General features: G+C 64.1%; 14 protein-coding genes. 10 read left to right on the forward strand and 4 right to left on the reverse strand.

What is annotated here, in order from left to right:
• Positions 1–112 precede the first annotated feature (112 nt).
• Entirely contained in the window at positions 113–373 is a 261-nt protein-coding gene (locus tag N430_RS07725; RefSeq protein WP_110635181.1) for a DUF1652 domain-containing protein, read from the forward strand.
• An 18-nt stretch (positions 374–391) separates the two neighbouring features.
• Here the strand turns inward: N430_RS07725 and N430_RS07730 are convergent, their stop codons facing one another.
• From N430_RS07730 to N430_RS07745, 4 genes are all read right to left on the reverse strand, one after another.
• On the reverse strand, positions 392–1,006 hold the full coding sequence (locus tag N430_RS07730) for a Yip1 family protein (RefSeq protein WP_110635177.1): 615 nt from the start codon (positions 1,004–1,006) through the stop codon (positions 392–394).
• Between the two features lie 88 nt (positions 1,007–1,094).
• Positions 1,095–1,382: a hypothetical protein gene (locus N430_RS07735; protein WP_110635174.1), complete on the reverse strand. Its 288-nt coding sequence runs from the start codon at positions 1,380–1,382 to the stop codon at positions 1,095–1,097.
• A gap of 189 nt (positions 1,383–1,571) precedes the next feature.
• The gene (locus N430_RS07740; protein WP_110635171.1) at positions 1,572–2,465 is read right to left on the reverse strand and encodes a DUF6708 domain-containing protein; all 894 of its coding nucleotides are present in this window, start codon (positions 2,463–2,465) and stop codon (positions 1,572–1,574) included.
• A 4-nt stretch (positions 2,466–2,469) separates the two neighbouring features.
• Positions 2,470–5,451: a T6SS effector BTH_I2691 family protein gene (locus N430_RS07745; RefSeq protein ID WP_110635169.1), complete on the reverse strand. Its 2,982-nt coding sequence runs from the start codon at positions 5,449–5,451 to the stop codon at positions 2,470–2,472.
• 312 nt (positions 5,452–5,763) lie between these two features.
• Between N430_RS07745 and mnxG the strand changes: the two genes are divergently transcribed.
• The 9 genes from mnxG (at position 5,764) to N430_RS07790 (ending at position 20,523) form a co-directional block, all read left to right on the forward strand.
• Entirely contained in the window at positions 5,764–11,604 is a 5,841-nt protein-coding gene (gene mnxG, locus N430_RS07750; RefSeq protein ID WP_110635166.1) for a manganese-oxidizing multicopper oxidase MnxG, read from the forward strand.
• 18 nt (positions 11,605–11,622) lie between these two features.
• A complete protein-coding gene (locus N430_RS07755) occupies positions 11,623–13,611 on the forward strand; it encodes a cytochrome D1 domain-containing protein (RefSeq protein ID WP_110635163.1) in 1,989 nt (662 codons plus the stop codon).
• Positions 13,608–14,264 carry an SCO family protein gene (locus tag N430_RS07760; RefSeq protein ID WP_110635160.1) on the forward strand — a complete coding sequence of 219 codons (657 nt, stop codon included), beginning with the start codon at positions 13,608–13,610 and terminating at the stop codon, positions 14,262–14,264. Before N430_RS07755 ends, N430_RS07760 begins: the two co-directional genes overlap by 4 nt.
• Positions 14,265–14,287: 23 nt before the next feature.
• Positions 14,288–14,923: an SCO family protein gene (locus N430_RS07765; RefSeq protein WP_371922767.1), complete on the forward strand. Its 636-nt coding sequence runs from the start codon at positions 14,288–14,290 to the stop codon at positions 14,921–14,923.
• A 179-nt stretch (positions 14,924–15,102) separates the two neighbouring features.
• Positions 15,103–16,593 carry an ABC transporter substrate-binding protein gene (locus tag N430_RS07770; protein ID WP_110635551.1) on the forward strand — a complete coding sequence of 497 codons (1,491 nt, stop codon included), beginning with the start codon at positions 15,103–15,105 and terminating at the stop codon, positions 16,591–16,593.
• Positions 16,594–16,604: 11 nt separating this feature from the next.
• Positions 16,605–17,246 carry a SurA N-terminal domain-containing protein gene (locus N430_RS07775; RefSeq protein ID WP_110635154.1) on the forward strand — a complete coding sequence of 214 codons (642 nt, stop codon included), beginning with the start codon at positions 16,605–16,607 and terminating at the stop codon, positions 17,244–17,246.
• A 237-nt stretch (positions 17,247–17,483) separates the two neighbouring features.
• A complete protein-coding gene (locus N430_RS07780) occupies positions 17,484–18,017 on the forward strand; it encodes a response regulator (RefSeq protein WP_165837340.1) in 534 nt (177 codons plus the stop codon).
• A gap of 60 nt (positions 18,018–18,077) precedes the next feature.
• On the forward strand, positions 18,078–19,760 hold the full coding sequence (locus N430_RS07785) for a GspE/PulE family protein (RefSeq protein ID WP_110635151.1): 1,683 nt from the start codon (positions 18,078–18,080) through the stop codon (positions 19,758–19,760).
• On the forward strand, positions 19,744–20,523 hold the full coding sequence (locus N430_RS07790; RefSeq protein WP_110635148.1) for a hypothetical protein: 780 nt from the start codon (positions 19,744–19,746) through the stop codon (positions 20,521–20,523). The genes N430_RS07785 and N430_RS07790 overlap by 17 nt, the downstream gene beginning before the upstream one ends.
• Position 20,524 lies beyond the last annotated feature (1 nt).

Here is a 20,524-nt window from a genome sequence, read left to right on the forward strand (position 1 = left end):
TGCCCCGGCGCATGGACGCCCCGCTTGGGCATGCGCAATATCAATTGGCGCCCTGCCTGCCAAAGGCGTACTCACACACAACAGGCCATCCAAGTACAAAGAGGGTCGTACCATGTCGTTGATAGGAGTTTCGATGCTGGAAATGCGGCAGATCATCGAGCAGGCCTGCCTGCCCGACCGCTGCGAGGTCAGCTGCCCGGACGGCACCACCCTGACCATCCGCCTGGGTCAAGGGCAAAGCCTGGAGGAGGGCGTGACCCTCTCCGGGGTCTCGCTGCAGAGCTTGAACAGTTGTCGCGACCTGGTGCACCTGGTCGGCCAGCTGCATGCGCTGCGGGACACCCACCCGGCGGCGCTCAGGGCCATCGCCTGAGCACCTGAAGTGCACCGGTCAGCCGAGGCTGGCCGGGCGCACGTATTCCGGCATCAGGCCGTTGCTCCAGAACAGGATCATCGACACCAGGATGGTCACCAGCACGAGCAACCCCACCCCCCATACGCAGCTGGCAAACAGCATGGCCTGCTCCTTGCGCAGGCGCAGGAAGGTCTGCAAACCGCCATACAGCAATACCGTGGCGTAAGCTGAGGCGGCGACCAGTGCCAGCAGTGCCAACCAGCGGATCGGCACCAGGCCGAACACGCCGGCGAAGAACCACGGCGTGGCGCAATAGGCCGCAAAGCCGATGCATTGATTGAGTGTCGGTTGTGCATCGAAGCCGCGCGACATCCAGCGGATCATCACCCCCATCAGCATCACCCCGACCACCGTGGTGGCATACAGCAACCCGGCCAGTTGCGCGGCGCTGGCCATGCTCAGGCGCACGCGATCTTCAGCGGCCAGGCTCCAGCCAAAGGTGGTGGTGCCGACGAACAGGCACAGGGCAGGGATCAGCGCCAGCACCAACAGGCGCGGCAGGTATTGTTGCGGGTGGTCTTCCTCGGCGCGGCGGATGTCGATCCACGCGTCGGCGGGGTGGGTGAAAAGCTTGAGCAACGGGCTGTTCATGGCGTTCTCCAGAAGGCAGGGCCTTGTAGTTATGGAGATCCGCCGTTTGCGTCAGGTTCAGCCCGGAGCGTCGCCGTTGATCGGCTGGTTACTGCAGCTCCAGCAACAGGTTCAGGCCGCCATCGCCGCATTTGCCCTGGTCACGGACCACACCACGGTAGCTGCGCCCATCCCAGATGAACGCCACGCTGTGGGCGCGTTCGACTTTGTCCGGCAGCGGCGGGCAGATATGCAGGCGCAGGGCGGGGCGGCCCTGGAGGTTGAGGGCGGCCAACTGGCATTGGCATTCCACGCTCAGGGCCACCGGGCCGAACAGTGTGTCGCGCACGTAGTCGAGCTGCAGGGCGGCGTTGGGCGCGCGGCCGGGCATCTTCATGGCCGCTGGGCTCCTGGGCGTTGGTACAGCAGGGAAGGCTGGATGGGCATAGGCGGCAGGCTCCTGGCAAAAGGATGGCACGTATCATCTTTTGGAAGCTTACTGGAGGCAGATGTTCAACTTGTTTCAGGGGATTTGTGGGTGTGCCGACGAAGGGCCGCATGGCGGCCCTGTACATTGCAGATCGTTCTATTTGCGTTTGCGCCTGGTGGATTGAATCGGCGCCTCTTCAAACGCCTCGGGGGGTGCGGGTGCTGCCCGCACATTGAAGAGACGACATATCACGTACCAACATATGGCTATGGAAAGGTTGTAGGGAAACAGCACGGCCCAGAATGGCAATTGCCAGTTCTTCTTGCCTTGCATTTCACCAGGTTCGCCGGTTCGCCATGGGGCGTAGTGGCGCCAGGCTTCTGCCGGGGTTAGACAGATGGCGTGCAGGGGCTTGTGCCACCAGTTGGCTTCGTCTGGTGCAGGGAGTTTGTCTGGGCCGTGGTCCATGAAGTGGCGAAGGTACTCCCAGACTTCGGCGACATATTGCATGTCGGATTCGGTTGGCTCGTTGCTGTCGATCCAGAGGCAGTCTGCTCGATGAAGGCTGCCGTCCTCTCGGCGAGGGGCGAATGCCAGTGCATAGCTGGTGGTGAAGGATGAACCGCTGAATTCGGTACGTTTGAACAAGCCCGCACCGATGGTGTTCCAGTCAAAAGTAATAAGTTTACTAAAGCGTTGGTAGTAGATTTTTTTTGTGACTCGATTAAGGCAAATGGTTGAGAGGTTTCGTATTAGGAGAATTCTATAGACTAGAAATGGAGAAAAGATAAGGGGTGAGAGTGACAGTAAGATAATAAATATATATCCGCCTTCAAGCGAGTAGTCGATTTTCGGGTCGCTTAGAGTGGAGTAAGAGAAAATGGCTGTTCCTAAAATCATCGCCGTATAGAGTTTACCCATGAATACCGAGTCTGAAACCCACGGATTTCTCAGGTGAGCCAACGAACATGTAGTTTCGATAAGCTGCCCAGAAATTCTTGGGGTGATTCCGGTTTTTTGTTTGGGGTCGAAAAGCCAAGCTACTGACATGATATTACCGCCCGAGATGAATTGTTGCAGTTGAACGAGTGTTGTAGGGGCCTTGGTTTGCGTAGTAGCTGATGGTGAGCGATAGCGTCGTTGAAGGCTTGGCTTGGACTTTGTAGTGGATGACTAATCCTGCTTCGGTGAAGTAGCAGTCAGGTGGGGTGTAAAGAAATTTAGTGTTGCCGTCAGTATCTTTACTTTGCAATGTTCCTTGCCATTCGCTTACCTCTAACGTGAAGTCTCGCAAAAGTATCGTGAACTCCGCCGTGGGTGCCGCCTCGATTACTTGAGTGTGGATGATAGTTGCCCAGTCAGGTGTTGGCCATTGGTTATTGTCTCTCCAGGCGGTGGTAAGTTTCCCAAGGCCTAGTTGCTGCGCGCCCTGTTCTGTAAGCGATACTGGAGCGTATGACTCAGCATGCCATAGCTCAATTTCTTCTTGTACGCTGGTGAAAGGTGGCAGCTTTTTCTCGAGGTCTAATTTAAGGCTTTCTCGTATTTCGCCGTCGTTCTCTTTTGTACCGAAAATACTCCTGCTTGCCCATAGCTCAATTGGCGTGTGGAGTTGTTCATGCGCTTTGGAGTGGAGATAAAGTCCAGTAGCGATTACAGTGGCGCCTACTAATATTATTCCTGCAGCGGCCCAGCCTGCAAATGGAATAAACACTGTTGGCCCGGCAAGAGCAAGGCTTCCCTCCAGAATAAGAATGGATCCGGCAGCAGTTGTTGTGCCTCCGGCGAAAGTATATAGACCTGAGGCGCGATTGCCATTTTGCCACTGACGCACGCCCTTCATGAAGTCCGATTGTAGGCCAAGAAATATTGCTGGATATCCTGATAGTCGGGCGGATAGATTACTGCCTAGAAACTTTATTATCCCGTTGCCAAATCCCATGCCTGGCATTGTCGAACTCAATTTCAGCGTGAGTGCTTTCTGCGTAGCCCGCACACTGACCAGCGTCGCTGATGCTGCGCCAATCACTCCAAAAATTGAGGCGGCGAAGCCGAAGGAGTATTCCGGTGTATCGCTTTTTTGCAAACTGCTATAAGCCGATTTAAGCGCGAAAATGTTGAACCACAGCATTCCGGCATTCAATCCGCTCCCTAACCCTGAGGTGAGTAATCCGATCAACTTCGGCTTTGCTCGCGAAGTTGTAGTCATCTCGAGAGTTACCTTCCTGCTGCCTGTGATGCGCAACTGCTTCATTTCTTCAACTTGCGCCATCCCGCTCTTCAGGTATTTCTCCACTTCCTGGCTAAAAGGATTTTCCAGGATCAGCTTGTCGGTGATGTTGTACCGCGCCGCCAGCAGCCCCAGCGCTTTCTCGGCATTGGCCTCGCGCGCGGCGGACTGCACTTGCTGACGCAGGCTGTTGCTGGCATCCCAGCGCGTCTGCCCACGCATGCGCTTGAGCACTACGGTGCTCACTGATTGGGCGGTGAGGTCGGTGATACCCGCCATGGCTGGGAAGCGCCCTGCCAAGCCCTGGATCACATTGTCGCTGCCGCCGAGCAAGGTGCCGATCGAGTCGGCCTTGTCGCGGAATGGGTTGAAGGGCGCCAAAGCCTCGTACAGTGGGCTGTCGTGTTGATCCAGCCAGCGCTCCAGGCGCTGCAACCGCAGGTCCTGCTCTTCAGTCCCGGGTACGGGTTGGCCCATCGGGTGAATCAGCAGTGCCAGAGACATTTCCAGTCCGCGTGTGGAGCTGAGCTCATCACGGTCATAGCAGGCCAGCGCGGCTGCCAAGCTGTACGGATCGTCCAGATGGCCGGCTTCGGCGGTGGCCAGCCAGGCGTCGTGATCGTTGCTGGCTTGCAAGGCCAGTTCACGCATCTGGCTGATGCGGTACTCCAGTTCGTCGCGTTCCTCCAGAAACTTAAGGTACTTGGCGGTATCGATGCGCTGTCCCAGTCGATGGCCCTGCTCGGAATAGTCTGGGTGGGTGAGCACCCGGAAGCGTTCCTCGTAAGGCGGTTTCGGTCGGCTATCCGGGCGTATCCTCAGGGCTGCCGTGCCCAAGGACGGGTTGTCGGCCGGGTACATGCTTTCCAGGGTCTTGTTTAGCAACGTGGCCACCAGGTTGCGGTGGTGGAAGTCGCGGCTCTGTGGGCTGAGGCGTTCGGCATCCAGCTGGTAGCACATCGGCACATCGGCTTGCTCGGTACCCTGCGCCGGTCTTGTGTGGGGCAGCTGTTCGGAAGGCATCAAATCGCGCATCTGGTGCTGGTAGGCCGACACCGACAGGCTCAGGTCCAGCGCCAGGCCTTCGGCATCGCTGAGCACCACCACGGCGGGGACCTTCGGTTGGGTATAGGGGTAATGGCGTGCAACGGCGTGCAGACTGCCGGCGAACATCGCCGAGGTGCGTGGCTGGCTGCTCCAGCTCAGCGACATGCGCTGCGCGTCTGGTTTGAAGTCTTCAACCCAGGTTTGCAGAGCGCTGACCGGCAGTACATGGGCCTGGGTGGACGGCGCCTGGTTGCCGGCAATCAGCTCGGCCATGTTCAGTTGGCGCATGTGCCGTTTGCGCATGGCCAGCGAACCGGTGATGCGTGCGGTCATGGCATTGGTCCACAGGTGTGGGCTGTAGGCAATCCAGACTTCCTTGGCGCAGGCGTCACCGGTGTCGGCCCAGACCCAGCCCATCGACCGGCTGGACAAGTAGCGGTCGCGCCGCTGGTAGTGCTCCAGGCTCCGGTAGCGCAACTCCTTGTACTGGCCCTCACCGTCATACTCGTGGATGACCAGCTTTTCGCCCTGGGTGCCTTTCATGAACACGTAGACATAACCCGGACGGAGGGCGCGCAGGGTGTAGGCGGAGTGCTGCAGTGGAGGGAAGCCTTGCTCCAGGGCGAAGCCGGAGTCGCTGTAGCGACAGGGCGGGGCAGCGCCGGTGCGTGGCACGATGGCGTAGCGCACTGGCAGGATCGGTACCCGTGCGCTGCAGGCAGGGGGTGATGCGGCGCGGCTTACGGTGGCGTCATTCATCCGGTAATTCCTCGGGCTGGCAATCGGCGATCAGCTGCAATTACGCTGAGGCCGAACACTAACGAGGAAGCCATTCTTGGAGGAGTGTTACTCTTCCTATTACGTTGTAGGAATTGTCGACACGTAATCGCTCAGTCATTCAATCCCCCGAAACGCCAATGCCTATCATCCCCCAATTCGGGGAATTCCCGTGGGTAATCCTCCCCAATCGGTTCCGATTCCCTTTCTAACTAACTGAAATCTAACGCCATTCCCTTATGGCACACACCTTGCTGACCTCTTCGCAGTGATCCTGTGTCCCGGAGGTGCAGCATGTCGACCCCGTCCAAAGGCCCCGTCCTGACGTCCTTCGTCCTGGCCCTGTTTGGCTGGGAAGCGCCCGCCGAGGCCGCTGTGCAGTGTCAGCGCACCCTGGTGGCCAATGTGGTGGCGCTGGACCAGCCGCTGATGTTCAACCGCCTGGGCGCGCAGAACGCCAACGGCATGATGTTCGCCCTGCGCGAGGACGTGGTGGACGACCACCAGGTGCCGCTGAGCAAGGGCGGCGCGGCAGTGCCGGGCAAGGTCACCCTGCGCCCCGACAAGCGCCCGCGGCCGATCGTGCTGCGGGTGGCCGCCGGTGATTGCCTGACGGTCAACCTGACCAACCTGCTCGACTACAAGGCCAACCCTAACAAGCACGGGATCGAGCCTGAAGAAGGCGAGGGCCCGGAAACCGAAGTCGATAATGAGGGCGGTGAGCACTTCGTTGCCGATGAACAGGTGACCGACCGCCACGTCGGCTTCCAGGTCAACGGCATGCAGGCCGTCAACAGCATCGGTGACATCGCCGCCAACACCGGCCGCAATGGCAATTTCCTGGTGGCCCCCGGCAACACCCGCAGCTACACCCTGTTTGCCGAACGTGAAGGTGCGTTCGCCGCCACCAGTCAAGGCGCGACCTTCGGCGGCCAGGGTGGCGCCGGCAACGTTGCCAACGGCCTGTTCGGCCAGGTGGTGGTCGTCCCCAAAGGTGGGCGAACTTTCCGCAATACCCTCACTGAAGAAGAAATGCGCCTGGCAACCACCGGGCGCACGGCAACCGGCCAACCCGTGATCGACTACCAGGCGCGGTACCCGCAGAGCGAGCCATGGCTCAGCGAAGGCAAGGCCGGCAAGCCGATCATCGCCATGGTCGACGGCAATGAGATCCTCAACAGCGAAACCGATGCCATCGTCATGGGCCCCAACCCTGATGGCAGTTTCCCCAAGACCACCTATCCGCTGGAGAGCATCGGCAAGCGCAACCCGGCACTGCCCAACCGCCTCGATGCGTTCCGTGATTTCGCCTCGCAGTTCGCCGACGAAGTGGCCGCCACTCAGGCCTTCCCGGGTTACTGGGCCGACCCGGTGATGGGGCATGTACTGGAGCCGACCCGCGATTCGTTCATGATCAACTACGGCTCGGGTGGCATGGGCGCTGAAGTGGTGGCCAACCGCCTGGGCGTCGGGCCGATGCATGACTGCCTGTCGTGCGCCTATGAGGAATTCTTCCTCAGCGCGCATACCGTGGGCGATATCGGCACCCTGGTCGATGTACCGGCCAACGTCGGCCTGGAGCACATCCGCCCAGGTGAAGTGCCGCCGGCCAGCGCCACCGGAGTCAAGGCCAGCATGGCCTTGTACCCGGCAGAGCCGGCCAACGTGCACCACAGCTACATCGGCGACTTCACCAAGTTCCGCAACACCCACAACGGCCACGAGCAGCACATCTTCCACCTGCATGGGCATCAGTGGCTGTTCAACCCCAACGATGACAACTCCGACTACATCGATGCCCAGGGCATCGGGCCGGGCATCGGCTACACCTACGAAATCGCCAACGGCGGTTCGGGCAACCGCAACCGCGTGGCCGGCGATGCCATCTACCACTGCCACTTCTACCCGCACTTCGCCCAGGGCATGTGGGCCATGTGGCGGGTGCACGACGTGTTCGAGGAAGGCACCCGCCTGGAAGTCAGCGGGCAAGGCCAGAACGGCTACCACAGCACCCCCTTCGCCCTGCGCAGTGGCAAGCCGGCCGTCGGCGCGCGGGCCTTGCCCGATGGCGAGATCGTCGCTGGTACGCCGATCCCGGCCATCGTCCCGTTGCCTGGCAAGGCCATGGCACCGATGCCAGGCAAGGTGGTGGTGATACCCAAGCTCGCCACCGAGCAAGTGGCCGCCAATGACGATGAGGCGCCCGAAGAGGAGGGCGACGACGACCACGCCCACGAGCCCGCCGCGCCCAAGGCAGTCGGCTCGCTGGCCCTGGTCGACCGTAGCGAGGCCAACCGCAACGCCGACGGCAGCTTGAAGAACCCCGGCTACCCCTTCTGGATCGGCGGCATTGAAAGCAGCGTCGGCAATCGCCCGCCAACCCCGCCGCTGGACATGCTCGATCCGGCGCTGGCCAGGCAGTTGAAGGAAAGTGGCAAGGCCCTGTGGGCCAACCTCGACCCGAACCAGGTCGACGGTTGGGACGGTGGCCTCGGTCGCCATGCGCTGGATGGGGTTTCCGCCGGCGGTGAGGCGGTGACCACCACCACCAAGCTCGACTTCTCCAAGGTGGTGCACAAGGCCAGGCCGATCTACCTGCCCGAAGAGGGCACCGACGTCGAACAGGCCGCCATGCAGTTCCACGCCAAGGCCGAGCACGCCAGCTACGCGCTGATCCCCGGCAGCCAGCCGGTGGCCAAGGCATTTCGCACCAACGGCGCGCTGCCGACCGCAGGCGCACCTTTCTACGAACCCTGCATGGACGACCGCGGCAAGCGCCTGACCCAGTCCTCGGGCGTGGGCGAGTTCTTCAGCGGTGAAAGCCTCACCGGCATGAACTTCCGGGGCGCGTCCACCTTCACCGCTGACCGCCCGCGTATCTACAAAGGCGCCAACATCCAGTTCGACGCGGTGTACAACAAGGTCGGCTATCACTTCCCGCAGGCGCGCATCCTGGCGCTCTGGGAAGATGCCTGGCCGGTGATCACCAAGCAGCGCCCGCCTGAGCCGCTGGTGATGCGCATGAACACCTTCGACTGCACGATGTACACCCACACCAACCTGATCCCGTCGTACTACGAGATGGACGACTACCAGGTGCGCACGCCGACCGATGTGATCGGCCAGCACATCCACCTGCCGAAGTGGGACCTGACCGCCGCCGATGGCTCGGCCAATGGCTGGAACTACGAAGACGGCATTCTCTCGCCCGGCAGCGTGGTGGAACGCGTGCAGGCCATTCGCAGCTTCAACGGCTGCACCGAGGGCGATACCCGCGATGGCACGGCCGCCTGTCCGAAAGCCAAACAGCACCCGTACTTCGGCCGCTTTGGCCGGGCCGACTGGCTGGGCGCGCGTACCGCCATGCAACGCTGGTTCGCCGACCCGTTGGTCAACGTGCATAACGTCGACCGGGGCCTGGGCACCATCTTCACCCATGACCACCTTGGCCCATCGACCCACCAGCAACTGGGGCTGTACGCCACCGTGCTGGCCGAGCCAGCCGGTTCCACCTGGTACCACGCCGAAACCGGCGAGAAGCTGTACAACCCGGGCGCCCGCCAGGACGGCGGCCCGACTTCGTGGCAGGCAGTGATCCAGACCGGCGACCATGACGGCGACGGCAAGAACGACAGCTACCGCGAGTTCTTCCTGGAGTACAGCGACTTCCAGCATGCCTATGAAGCGGGCGTGTACGTCGGAGCCGGCCCCGATGGCGTGCCCAACGGCCAGGCCTATCCGGCCACCGCAGACAGCTTCCGCTACGCCATCAACCCACCTGTGCGGCAGAAGGCCGCCAACCTGCTCGAATCGGTGGTCGAGTCCCGTGGCGGCTTGAGCCCAGGCTGCCCCAGCCGGCCATGCCCGCAGGCCATTTCGGTGGATGACCCCGGCATGTTCGTCGTCAACTACCGCAACGAGCCGCTGGCCCTGCGGGTGTTCGACCCGAACAAGGTCGGGCCGGACGGCAAGCGCGGCATGCAGGCCGACGGCCTCGGCGGCGACCTGGGCTACGCCCTGCAGAGCCGCACCGACAGGGCGATCCCAGCCATGAACCTGGCGCCTTCGGCAATCACGTCGGCGGTCGGGCCCACTGGCGGCACCACGCTGTTCCCACCGCACATCAACAAGGCCGGTAGCGAACCGGGTGACCCGTTCACGCCCATGCTGCGTACCTATTCCGGCGACAACGTGCGCCTGCGCCTGCACGCCGGTGGCCATGAAGAGGAGCACAACGTCACCTTGCACGGCGTGAAGTGGCTGCAGAATGGCTCCGGCTTCGGCAACAGCTCCAACTCGGGCTGGAAGTCCTCGCAGATGATCGGCATTTCCGAGCAGATGGGCTTCATGGCGCCGGTGTCGATGATCTCCAGCTCCGCGGCCACCAACGGTGATTACCTGTACAGCATGGATGCGGCCCTGGAAGGCTACTGGAACGGCATCTGGGGCGTGATGCGCAACTACACCGCGCAACGCGCCGACCTGTTCCCGCTGCCGAACAACCCGCAGCCGGTGGCCATGCGCAACACGGTCAACTTCGACGGCATCTGCCCGAAAACCACGGCCAACCCCAATGGCATCGGCACCCGCCCGACGGTCAAGCGCAGCTACGAAATCGTCGCCGCACTGGCCAACGACATTCTCGAGAACCGCAACGGCGTCAGCATCAACGACCCGGCCGGTATCGGCCAGCATGTCGGCGGCCCGCTCAAGGCCAACGGTGGCACCCTGGTGTTCAACAGCCGCAACACGCGCATCCCGCAGGTGACGGTGGTCGACGAGGAGGACGGCACCACCTTCACCGTCGGCGGCCACAGCGCGCCGTTGCATGACCCGACTGCCGTGCTGTACGTGCGCAAGGCCGACCTCGACCCTGCCAGCGGCAAGCTCAAGGCTGGCGTCCCGGTAGAGCCGCTGGTGCTTCGGGCCAATGCCGGCGATTGCATCAGCATCACCCTGGAGAACCGCCTGCCGCTGGTGATGCCTGACTTGCCGAGCACGGCAGTGATGCAGAACGTGGTCAAGCGCGACCGCTTCGACAGCGAAGGCTCAACTGCCTTCAACAACAACCTGATGCGGCCGTCCAGCCATGTCGGCCTGCATGCGCAGCTGCTGGCTTACGACATCACCAAGTCGGACGGCGTCAACGTCGGTGCCAACCCGGTGCAGACCGTGCCGCCCCGGGCGGGTAACAGCGGCGCCTACCCGAGCCGGGTGTACCAGTACTACGCCGGCCACCTGGAGCGCGAAGGCAAGCCGTTGCTGCAACTGGGCCGCACGGTGGACAACATCAACACCACGGCGATCGAGTTCGGTGGTCTCAACCTGACCCCGGCGGATGTCATCAAGCAGCCGCAGAAGGGCCTGGTCGCCGGCATGAGCGTGCTGCCACAGACCGCGACCTGGACCGAGGACAACGCCAGCCGCGCCCAGGCCACGGTGAAGGTCAGCGGCCAACCCGACTACCGCGACCTGGTCACGGTGTGGCAGCGCTCGATGAACATGCGCTGGGCCGATGGCCGCCCGGTGGAGGGCATCGCCACCGAAGGCAACGGCGTGCCGGGCGATCCGAAGGACAACGGCAACATGGCGCTGAACTACAAGACCGAGCCGCTGTGGCTGCGCTTCGGCCTGGCGCCGGACGCACCGTTCGGCCATGCCGATGGCTTCGGTTTCGCCGACGTGCCCAACGCCCACATGGCCTACAGCAACGCACTGGTCGGCGGCGACCCGCAAACCCCGGTGCTCTATGCCAAGCCTGGCCAGCCGGTGCGCAGCCATGTGCTGATGCCAAGCGGTGGCAGCCGTGGCATCACCTACCAGCTCGACGGTCACCTGTGGCCGCTGCACAACTACCAGGCCGAGAAGAACGACCTCGACGGCTACCCGACGAACCTGCCCGGCATCGGCTCGGTGCGCTTCGGTTTCAACCCGATGGCCATGTACATCGGCGCCCAGGAGAGCGTGCTGCCAGCGGCGCACTTCAGCTTCATGCTGCCCAGTGCCGGGGGCGCCAACGCAGTGCCAGGTGACTACCTGTTCCGCGACTATGCCGCCTACGGCAACCTCTCGGGACTGTGGGGCATCCTGCGGGTGACCAACGATGCGCCGCCGGCAACTGCGGCGAGCCAGTAAGGGAAGGGGAGCGCGAGCATGTACAAGAACAAGAAGACTCGGCCCGCGGTACTGGGAGTGATGCTGGGTGTGGCGCTGATCGGCCTGGGCGTGGCGTATGAAAAGCTCTGGTGCGACCCGCGCGAGCTGCTGCAGGAGCCTGATGACCCACAGGCCCTGCACCGGCTCAGCCGCGACGGCGTGACGGTGGAGTTCGAGGCGCGTCCCTTGGCCGGTGGCGACGTGCGTGAAGGCGCCTTTGCCAACATCCGCTTCAAGGTCACCGACCAGGCCAGCGGCCAGCCGCTGTCGGGCATGGCGCCGGGGGCCTGGATCGACCCGGCGCAGGCGGCACCGCTAGAAGGCGGCAACCGTGACCAGAGCTGCAAGGCCCGCGTGGCGCTGTTTCTCAAGAGCAGCATCGGCGCTCGCCCGTTGCTGGACCTGAACAGTTACTTCCTGCTGGTGCTGAACAAGGACGCCAGCCTGACCGTGATCGACCCGACGGTGTCGGTGGGCGGTATCACCAGCACCCTGGCGCGCATCGACCTGCCGGGCCGGCCAATGGACTGGACGGCCAGCGGGGATGACAAGCAGGTCTTCGTGTCGATCCCGGAGCGTGGCCAGGTGGCGGTGATCGATACCGAGACCTTCACCCGCGTGGCCACCCTGGAGGCCGGCGAGTCACCAGTCCGCGTGGCCTTGCAGCCGGACCAGCACCGGCTGTGGGTCGGCAACAACAGCAGCGACCCGGCCAAAGGCGGGGTGACGGTGATCGACGTCCCCTCACGCAGCACCCTGAAATCGTTCGCCACCGGCTCCGGGCATCACGAAATCGCCTTCAGCGCCGACTCGCGCTACGCCTTTGTCAGCAACCGCGATGGCGGCACCCTGAGCATCATCGACATCCCCCAGATGCACCTGGTAAAAACCCTGGAGGTCGGCCCGCACCCGCTGTCGGTGGCCTACTCGGCACTGTCCCAGGCGGTCTACGTGGCCGATGGTGCAGAGGGCACGGTGCGGGTGATCGATGCCCGCAGCCATCAGCTGCGCCACATCGTCAAGGCCGAGCAGGGCCTCGGGCCGATGCGCTTCAGCAGCGATGGCCGCTGGGGCATCGTGCTCAACACCGTGGATAACCAGGCCCTGGTGATCGATGCCAGTACCGACACGCTGATCCACCGCGTACCGGTGGCGGCCGAACCGTACCAGCTGACTTTCACCAAAGGCTATGCCTACATCCGTGGCCTGGCCTCGCCCAAGGTCAGCATGATCAACCTGAGCAGCCTGGGCGAAGGGCGCCAACCGATCGTGCAGGGCTTCGAAGCCGGCCCTGCGGCGCCACGCCAGGCCGGTGACCTGCCACTGGCCCAGGGGTTGTCGGTGTCGCGTGACGACAACTCGGTATTCGTGGTCAACCCGGTGGACAACACCACCTACTTCTACGCCGAGGGCATGAACGCCCCGATGTCCGGCTACAACAACCGTGGCCACCAGGCCCGCGCGACCCTGGTCATCGACCGCAGCTTGCGCGAGCTGGCACCGGGGGTGTATGGCTCGACGGTGAAAATGCCGGCGGCAGGCACGTTCGATGTGGCCTTCCTGCTCAACCAGCCGCAAATCATCCACTGCTTCAGCACCGAGGTGGCCGCCGCGCCGGATGCGAGCAAGCGCCGGGGGGCGCATGCCGAGTTCATCGGCCTCGACCAGCCCATGGCGCAGCAAACGGTATTCACCGCCAAGGTGCGCATCGTCGGCGACGACGGCCGGCCACGGGTGGGCCTGGTCGACCTGACTTTGCGCTACTTCCTGGCGCCTTCGTCGCTGCCGCGCAACCTGCCGCTCGAAGAGGTGGGCGAGGGCGTGTACCAGGCGGCGCTGACCTTGCCCGAAGCCGGCGCCTGGTACCTGCATGTGCAGTCGCCGTCGCTCGGGCGCAAGTTCGCCGAAGAAAACTACACCAGCCTGCGCGTGCTGCCCGCCGCTGCGGCTACTGCTTCCCAGACCGAAGTGAGGAATGTGCGATGAACGCCAAGCATTCTTTCCAGCTGCTTGCCCTGAGCCTGGCATTGGCCAGCAACCTGGCCCTGGCCCATGCCGGCCATGACCACGACGGCCACGCCGGGCAGCCGCCGGCAGCGCACCAGGAGAAGGCCAGCGTGCGCTTTGCCGATGTCTCGCTGCTCAACCAGAACGGCATGCCGGTACGCCTGGAAAAGGACCTGGTAGGCGAGCACCTGGTGGTCATGGGCTTCATCTACACCAGCTGCACCACGGTGTGCCCGGTGGTTTCGTCGATCATGGGCAAGGTCCAGCAACAGCTGGGCGGGCGTGTGGGCGAGGAGATCCAGCTGGTGTCGATCAGCGTCGACCCGCAGCGTGACGACGCCAAGCGCCTGCAGAATTACGCCAAAGCCTTCCAGCACGGCCCGGGCTGGAGCTGGCTGACCGGCTCGCAGTACGCGATCACTGAAACCCTCAAGGGCCTCGGCAGCTTCAGTGCCGACCTCAGCCAGCATCCGCCGCTGATCCTGGTGGGTGACGGTCGCACTGGCCACTGGACCCGCTACTACGGCTTCACCGACCCGGCCGTGCTGGTCGAGGAAATCAACCGCCTGAGCGCCCGCCGCGTGCACGCCAAGAGCACCGCCATCGCCGAACACAGTGAGGTGCAGCCATGAGCAGCGCAGCCCGCCACACCACGATGCGCAGCACCGACTGGCTGGCCCTGGTGGCCGTGCTGTGGATCCTCAGTTCGGTCGCCTTCGCCCACGAGGGCCATGGGCAGGAGGGCCCCAGCCCGCAACCGGCCCCACCGTCCATGACCAGCGGCGGCGGCACCCGCGATGCGCAGACCTGGTTCACCGACACCGTGCTCAAGGACCAGAACGGCCGCGAACTGCGCTTCTACAGCGATGTGCTCAAGGACAAGGTGGTGATGCTCAACGTGATCTTCACCCACTGCACCGACGCCTGTCCGCTGATCACCCGCAAGCTGCGTGACGTGCGCGATGCCATGGGGCCGGCGCTGGCCAGCCAGGTGACCTTCGTGTCAATCAGCAGCGACCCGCTCAATGACACCCCGGCAGCGCTCAAGGCCTTTGCCGAGAAGCAAGGTGTGGACAGCGCCAACTGGTTGTTCCTCACTGGCGACAAGGCCGATGTCGATTTGGTGCTGGGGCGCATCGGCCAGTTCCTGCCCAGCCCCGAGCAGCATTCGACCCAGCTTATCGCGGGTGACGTGGCCGGCAAGCGCTGGAGCAAGATCCGCCCGGATGCACCGCCTGCGGCCATCGCCCAGCGCCTGCAGCTGCTGGCCCAACCGCTGGCCGGGCGATAGCCGCCATGGCCCGGTGTTTGTGGGAGCGGCCTTGCGTCGCGAAAGGGCTGCGCAGCAGCCCCGGCGATTGCTGCGCTGATGCTGAAAGCTGGGGCCGCTACGCGCCCCTTTCGCGACGCAAGGCCGCTCCCACAAGGTCTCGCACAACGCCTTCGTTGTTGCTGGCACTCACCGTCTTGATGGCATCTTGCAGTTCAGCGCTGGCGCTCGACCTTACCCCGAATGAACAGGCCGGCAAGCGCCTGTACCGGCAAGGGGTATCGAGCAGCGACGCACAGCTGATGGCCCGGGTCGGCGCCAGCGACATCAGCGTCCCCGCCAGCGTGCTGCCTTGCGCCAGTTGTCATGGCACAGACGGTCGCGGGCGCGCCGAAGGCGGGGTGCGCCCACCCAGCCTCGACTGGCAGCGCCTGGCACTGGGGCAGGGTGAGCGGCAAAGCAACGCTCGCAGCTATCCGCCCTACAACGACGGCACACTGGCCCGCGCGATCCAGCACGGCATTGATCCGGCGGGGCAGCGGCTGGACCCCGCCATGCCGCGCTTCGAACTGACCCTGGCTGACCAGCGCAACCTCACGGCGTATCTCAAACGCCTGGGCGAGGAACGCGACCCCGGCGTGGAAGACGGCGTGCTGCGCCTGGGCACCTTGCTGCCCGTCAATGGCCCGCTGGCTGATGCCGGGCATGTCGTGCGTGCCGTACTGGAGGACGGTGTGGCGCAGATCAACCAGCAGGGCGGTATTCATGGCCGGCGCCTGGAACTGGTGGTGGCCGATACCGGCACCGACCAGGCCAGTGCCGAACTCGCCTTGCAACGCTTGCTCGACCAGCAGCAGGTCTTCACCCTGATCGCGCCGCTGGCGCCCATGCTCGATCAGCAACTGCCGGCACTGCTCGAACAACGGGGTGTGCCGTTGATCGGCAGCACGCCGCGCAGCGGTGGCAGTTCACAGATTTTCGACCCCTTGCCGGGTATTGCTAGCCAAATGCTGAGCCTGGCCGAACATGCCAGGAGCAGCCTGGGCCTGGCGCCCGATGGCCTGCGTGTGGTGTACGCCGGCAACGAGCAGGCGGCATTGGCCGAACAGGTGCGCGAACGTTTGCGCCAGCAAGGCTGGGCACCGCCAGCGATCCAGGCGTTTGATGGCCAGGCCGTGGAAGGGCCGGGCATCGTCTTCGTCGGCCGCGCCCAGGCCTTTGCCGGGCTGGCCCAGGCACTGCAGGCCGAAGGTCGTGAGCCTTACCTGTTCGCTGCCTCCAGCCAGGTGGCGGCAGCGGTGGCCGGCTTGCCAGCGCAGTGGTCGCAGCGGGTGTTCCTGGCCTATCCGTTCGTGCCGGACGACTGGAGCGAGCAGGGCATGGCGACCTTGGCCGGGCTGCAACAACGCCAGGGCCTCGACCCACGCCAGGCGTCGCTGCAGGTCAGCACCTTGTGTGCCCTGAAGTTGTTGTCCGAAGCCCTGAAGCAGATTGGCCGCGATGCCAGCCGCGAACAGCTGGTGGCCGCCCTGGAGGGCCTGCACGATGTCGACACCGGCCTGACCCCGGCGCTGGGCTTCGGCCCCGGCAGGCGCCAGGGCATGGCCGGTGCCCATGTGGTCGCGGTGGCGCTGCCCGGGCCACGCTTTACCGCCGTTGCCCCGTACCGGCCGCTGCCGGACAGCCCTTGAGCGGAGGTGCCATGCGTATCCTGTTGCTGTGCCTGTTGCTGATGCTTGCCAAGGCGAGCTGGGCCGACGTGCCCGCTGCGCGGGTCAACGGCGTGACGATTGATGTGATGCGCCTGGAGCGTTATTTCACCGAGTATCTGCAAGCCCAGGGCAGGGCACTGACCAGTATCCGCAACCCGACGCTGTACAAGCGCCTGCGCGACCAGGCCCTGGACGAACTGATCGACAAGGAGCTGCTGTGGCAGGAGGCGCAACGTTCAGGTATTCACATCAGTGATGAGCAGGTATCAGCGCAGGTTGGCGAAATCGAAGCCGCCTTCGGCAGCCCGGCGCTGTTCGAAAGGCGCCTGGCGGATGCAGGTTTCGATCGGGCAGATTACGCTGATTACATGCGCCATGAACTGGCCGCACAGCAGCTGTACGCCCGGCTCAGCGCGGTAGACGAGCCCAGCCAGGCCGACGTCGAGGCGTTCTACCAGGCCAACCGGCAAATCCTGCAAGGAGTGCAGAACCAAAGTGATAACTCCTCGGTCATACCCGAACAGGGCCTGCAGTTGGCCAGGGCCGCGCTCATCGGCCAGTTGCAGGCGCAGGCGCGCGATTCGGTGCGCCAACGTTTGCGCGAATCCGCTACAGTGGAGATCGCTGACTGAGGCCCACGAATGGATTTCCCCAATGCTGGGGAATAACGGTTTGGCAAAGTGCCATCACTTCCCCCGGATGTGGGGAACCGGGCCTACGCCTGTGTCGCAAGGTTTGGCACAGCCTTGCAGGATCAATGACTTACAGTGGTGCGAGATGACTATTCACGCCTGGCACGAAGCCTGCTCAAGCCTTATCAAGGCCGCACTTCGCACACCGGGTAACCGGGCAGTATTGGGGAGTCGACCTTGGTGAACAGAGTATTGGTAGTCGATGACGAACAGACCCTTGCGCAGAACCTGCAAGCGTACCTGCAGGCACAAGGCCTGGAAGTTCACGTCGCCCACGACGGTGCCAGTGGTATCGAGCAGGCTCAAAGCCTGGCGCCGGAAGTGATTGTGCTGGATTACCGCTTGCCCGACATGGAGGGGTTTCAGGTCCTGGAGACCGTGCGCAAGAACAGGCAGTGCCATTTCGTGCTGATCACCGCCCACCCGACTGCCGAAGTCCGTGAGCGCGCCGCCGAACTGGGTGTGAGTCATGTCCTGTTCAAGCCGTTCCCGTTGGCGGAACTGGCCCGCGCGATCCTCGACCTGTTGGGCATCGAGCGCCGGCGCAGGGCCACTGACGAACCAGCCGAAGGGTTTATCGAACGACGCCAGAACAGGAACGAATCGTTCCCCTTGCAGTTGTACGATGGCAGCTGGGTGTTGGCCGATCGCCGCCGTAATGGCGCCAAGCCCCCAGGCCCTGACGACGAACAACTGCTCACCGGGGAATAGCGGCGCCCGCTGCCCTGGCCAAGCCAGCCTGCGACGCGCCCCTGAGCGGAGTCGCAGGCCATGTCAGACGTACTCGATACACGTGCAGGCAAGCACAGCGCCTACCCCCGCGAATTCCTGGCCCAGGCCCGCCTGCAGGCGGGCGATGAGCGCCTGCTCAACTGCCTGGAGCGCCTGGCCAACGAAACCCCCGACCGTTTCATCCAGCGCCTGGGCCAGACCCTGCATTACCCGGTTCTCGAAACCCAGGCGCTGCTGGCCAGCACCGCGCGCTTCGACACGGTCAGCCTGGCCCAGTGCCTGAAACGCGAGTTCGTGCTCGTCGAGCAGGACGGCGCGCTGATCGGTGTGTTCGCCGACCCCTTCGACCACGCCCGCCTGGCCTGGATCGACGATAACCTGCAAGGCGCACCGCTGTACCTGGCCCACGCCGCGGACCTCGCCACCTTCCTGGCCCGCCACGAAGAAAGCTTCCACGCCGTCGACGCACTCGACCATGACGCTGAAGCCAGCGGTGAGATCGACCCGCTGCAACGCCTGTCGCTGACCAGCATCAGCGAAGACCAGAGCAAGGTGGTCAAGCTGGTCAACTCGACCCTGTACGACGCCCTCAAGCAGCACGCCAGCGATATCCACCTGGGCATGACCGGCCAAGGCCTGGTCATCAAGTACCGCATCGACGGCGTGCTCAATGGCGCCGGCAAGGCCAGCGGCAGCGCCTTCGCCGACCAGGTGATCTCGCGCATCAAGGTCATGGCCGAGCTGGACATCGGTGAAAAGCGCGTGCCTCAGGATGGCCGCTTCAAGGTCGCCATCGGCGAGCGGCAGATCGACTTCCGGGTGTCGATCATGCCGAGCATCTTCGGTGAGGACGCGGTGCTGCGGGTGCTCGACAAGCAGGACCTGTCCGACCGCGTCAGCGGCGTGCAGCTGCAGGCTCTGGGTTTTGCCGACGAAACCCTGCGCGCCCTGCGCCGGCTGGCGGCCGAGCCCTACGGCATGATCCTGGTCACCGGCCCCACCGGCAGCGGCAAGACCACCACCCTGTACGCCATGATCAGCGAGATCAACCATGGCGTGGACAAGATCATCACCATCGAAGACCCGGTCGAGTACCAGCTGCCCGGTGTGCTGCAGATTCCGGTCAACGAGAAGAAAGGCCTGACCTTCGCCCGCGGCCTGCGCTCGATCCTGCGTCACGACCCGGACAAGATCCTGGTCGGTGAGATCCGCGACCCCGACACCGCACAGATCGCCGTGCAGTCGGCGCTGACCGGCCACCTGGTGTTCACCACCATCCACGCCAACAACGTGTTCGATGTGATCGGCCGCTTCAGCCAGATGCAGGTCGACCCCTACAGCTTCGTCTCCGCGCTCAACGCCGTGCTGGCCCAGCGCCTGATCCGCCTGGCCTGCCCGCACTGCTGCACGCCGTGCGAGGCCGATGACGACACCCTGGCCGCCTCGGGCCTGACCCGCGAAGCGGTAACCGGTTGGACATTCGTCCGCGCCCAGGGCTGCGGCCAGTGCCGTGGCAGCGGCTACCGCGGGCGCAGCGCGATTGCCGAACTGCTGCACCTGGACGACGACCTGCGGCAGATGATCGTCGAACGCCGCCCCCTGTCGCAGATCAAGCAGCTGGCCTGCCAGCGCGGCCTGCGCCTGCTGCGTGCCTCGGCCCTGGACCTGGTCCGTGATGGCCGCACCACACTCGAGGAGATCAACCGTGTCACATTCATCTGATCGTTTCTGTGCCGTCCTCGGCGCTGAAGGTGTCGGCCTCGGTCGCTGGCACGCCAATCAACATGAGTGGCTTGGCAGCCGCGCGTTCTCCTGCGATGCCGCACAACCGGCCTGGGCAGCCGCCTTGCAGGCCTTGAGTGCACTGCTGGCCGAACACGTCGCCAAAGGCGCCCAGCTGCGCGTGCTGCTGTCGGCCCGCTACAGCCGTTTCTGCCTGGTGCCGTGGAGCGACGCCATCAGCCAGCCACGCGAGCTGGATGCCTACGCCCGGGCCTGCTTCGAGAACCTCTACGGCCAGTCGCTGGACGACTGGCGCATCGTCCTCTCGCCTGAGCCCGCCGGTGCCGCACGCATCGCCACCGCACTGCCCGAAGCCCTGTTGCAAGGCCTGCAGAGCCTGGGCCGGGAAAGCCGTCTGAGCCTGCGCTCGGTGCAGCCTTACCTGATGGCCGCCTACAACCGCTGCTCGGCGCAACTGGAGCAGGGCGACTTCCTGTTCGTGCTCGCCGAACCGCGCCGCAGTGTATTGCTGCTGGCCGCCGGCGGTGCCTGGCAACAGGTGCTGGCCCAAGGCTGCGCCGACAGTGACCAGGCTCTGCAGGCGCTGATCGAGCGTACCTGCGAGCTGTACGGCGAACATCTGCCACGGGTCTACCTGCATGCCCCCGGGCGCGGCGACGTGCCGCAACTGGCGGCGGTGCAGCTGTGCCAGCCCGCCGGCGACAGCGACCCGCTGTGCGCCATGTGGCGGGCGGTGGCCTGAC

It is taken from the genome of Pseudomonas sp. CC120222-01a, from assembly GCF_003097235.1.
In the GTDB taxonomy this organism is placed as follows: Bacteria; Pseudomonadota; Gammaproteobacteria; order Pseudomonadales; family Pseudomonadaceae; genus Aquipseudomonas.

Bases quoted from the DNA above. Each gene is read 5' to 3' on its own strand.
- N430_RS07725 (WP_110635181.1), top strand. From the start codon at position 113: ATGTCGTTGATAGGAGTTTCGATGCTGGAAATGCGGCAGATCATCGAG.
- N430_RS07730 (WP_110635177.1), bottom strand. From the start codon at position 1,006: ATGAACAGCCCGTTGCTCAAGCTTTTCACCCACCCCGCCGACGCGTGG.
- N430_RS07735 (WP_110635174.1), bottom strand. From the start codon at position 1,382: ATGAAGATGCCCGGCCGCGCGCCCAACGCCGCCCTGCAGCTCGACTAC.
- N430_RS07740 (WP_110635171.1), bottom strand. From the start codon at position 2,465: ATGTCAGTAGCTTGGCTTTTCGACCCCAAACAAAAAACCGGAATCACC.
- N430_RS07745 (WP_110635169.1), bottom strand. From the start codon at position 5,451: ATGAATGACGCCACCGTAAGCCGCGCCGCATCACCCCCTGCCTGCAGC.
- mnxG (WP_110635166.1), top strand. From the start codon at position 5,764: ATGTCGACCCCGTCCAAAGGCCCCGTCCTGACGTCCTTCGTCCTGGCC.
- N430_RS07755 (WP_110635163.1), top strand. From the start codon at position 11,623: ATGTACAAGAACAAGAAGACTCGGCCCGCGGTACTGGGAGTGATGCTG.
- N430_RS07760 (WP_110635160.1), top strand. From the start codon at position 13,608: ATGAACGCCAAGCATTCTTTCCAGCTGCTTGCCCTGAGCCTGGCATTG.
- N430_RS07765 (WP_371922767.1), top strand. From the start codon at position 14,288: ATGCGCAGCACCGACTGGCTGGCCCTGGTGGCCGTGCTGTGGATCCTC.
- N430_RS07770 (WP_110635551.1), top strand. From the start codon at position 15,103: ATGGCATCTTGCAGTTCAGCGCTGGCGCTCGACCTTACCCCGAATGAA.
- N430_RS07775 (WP_110635154.1), top strand. From the start codon at position 16,605: ATGCGTATCCTGTTGCTGTGCCTGTTGCTGATGCTTGCCAAGGCGAGC.
- N430_RS07785 (WP_110635151.1), top strand. From the start codon at position 18,078: ATGTCAGACGTACTCGATACACGTGCAGGCAAGCACAGCGCCTACCCC.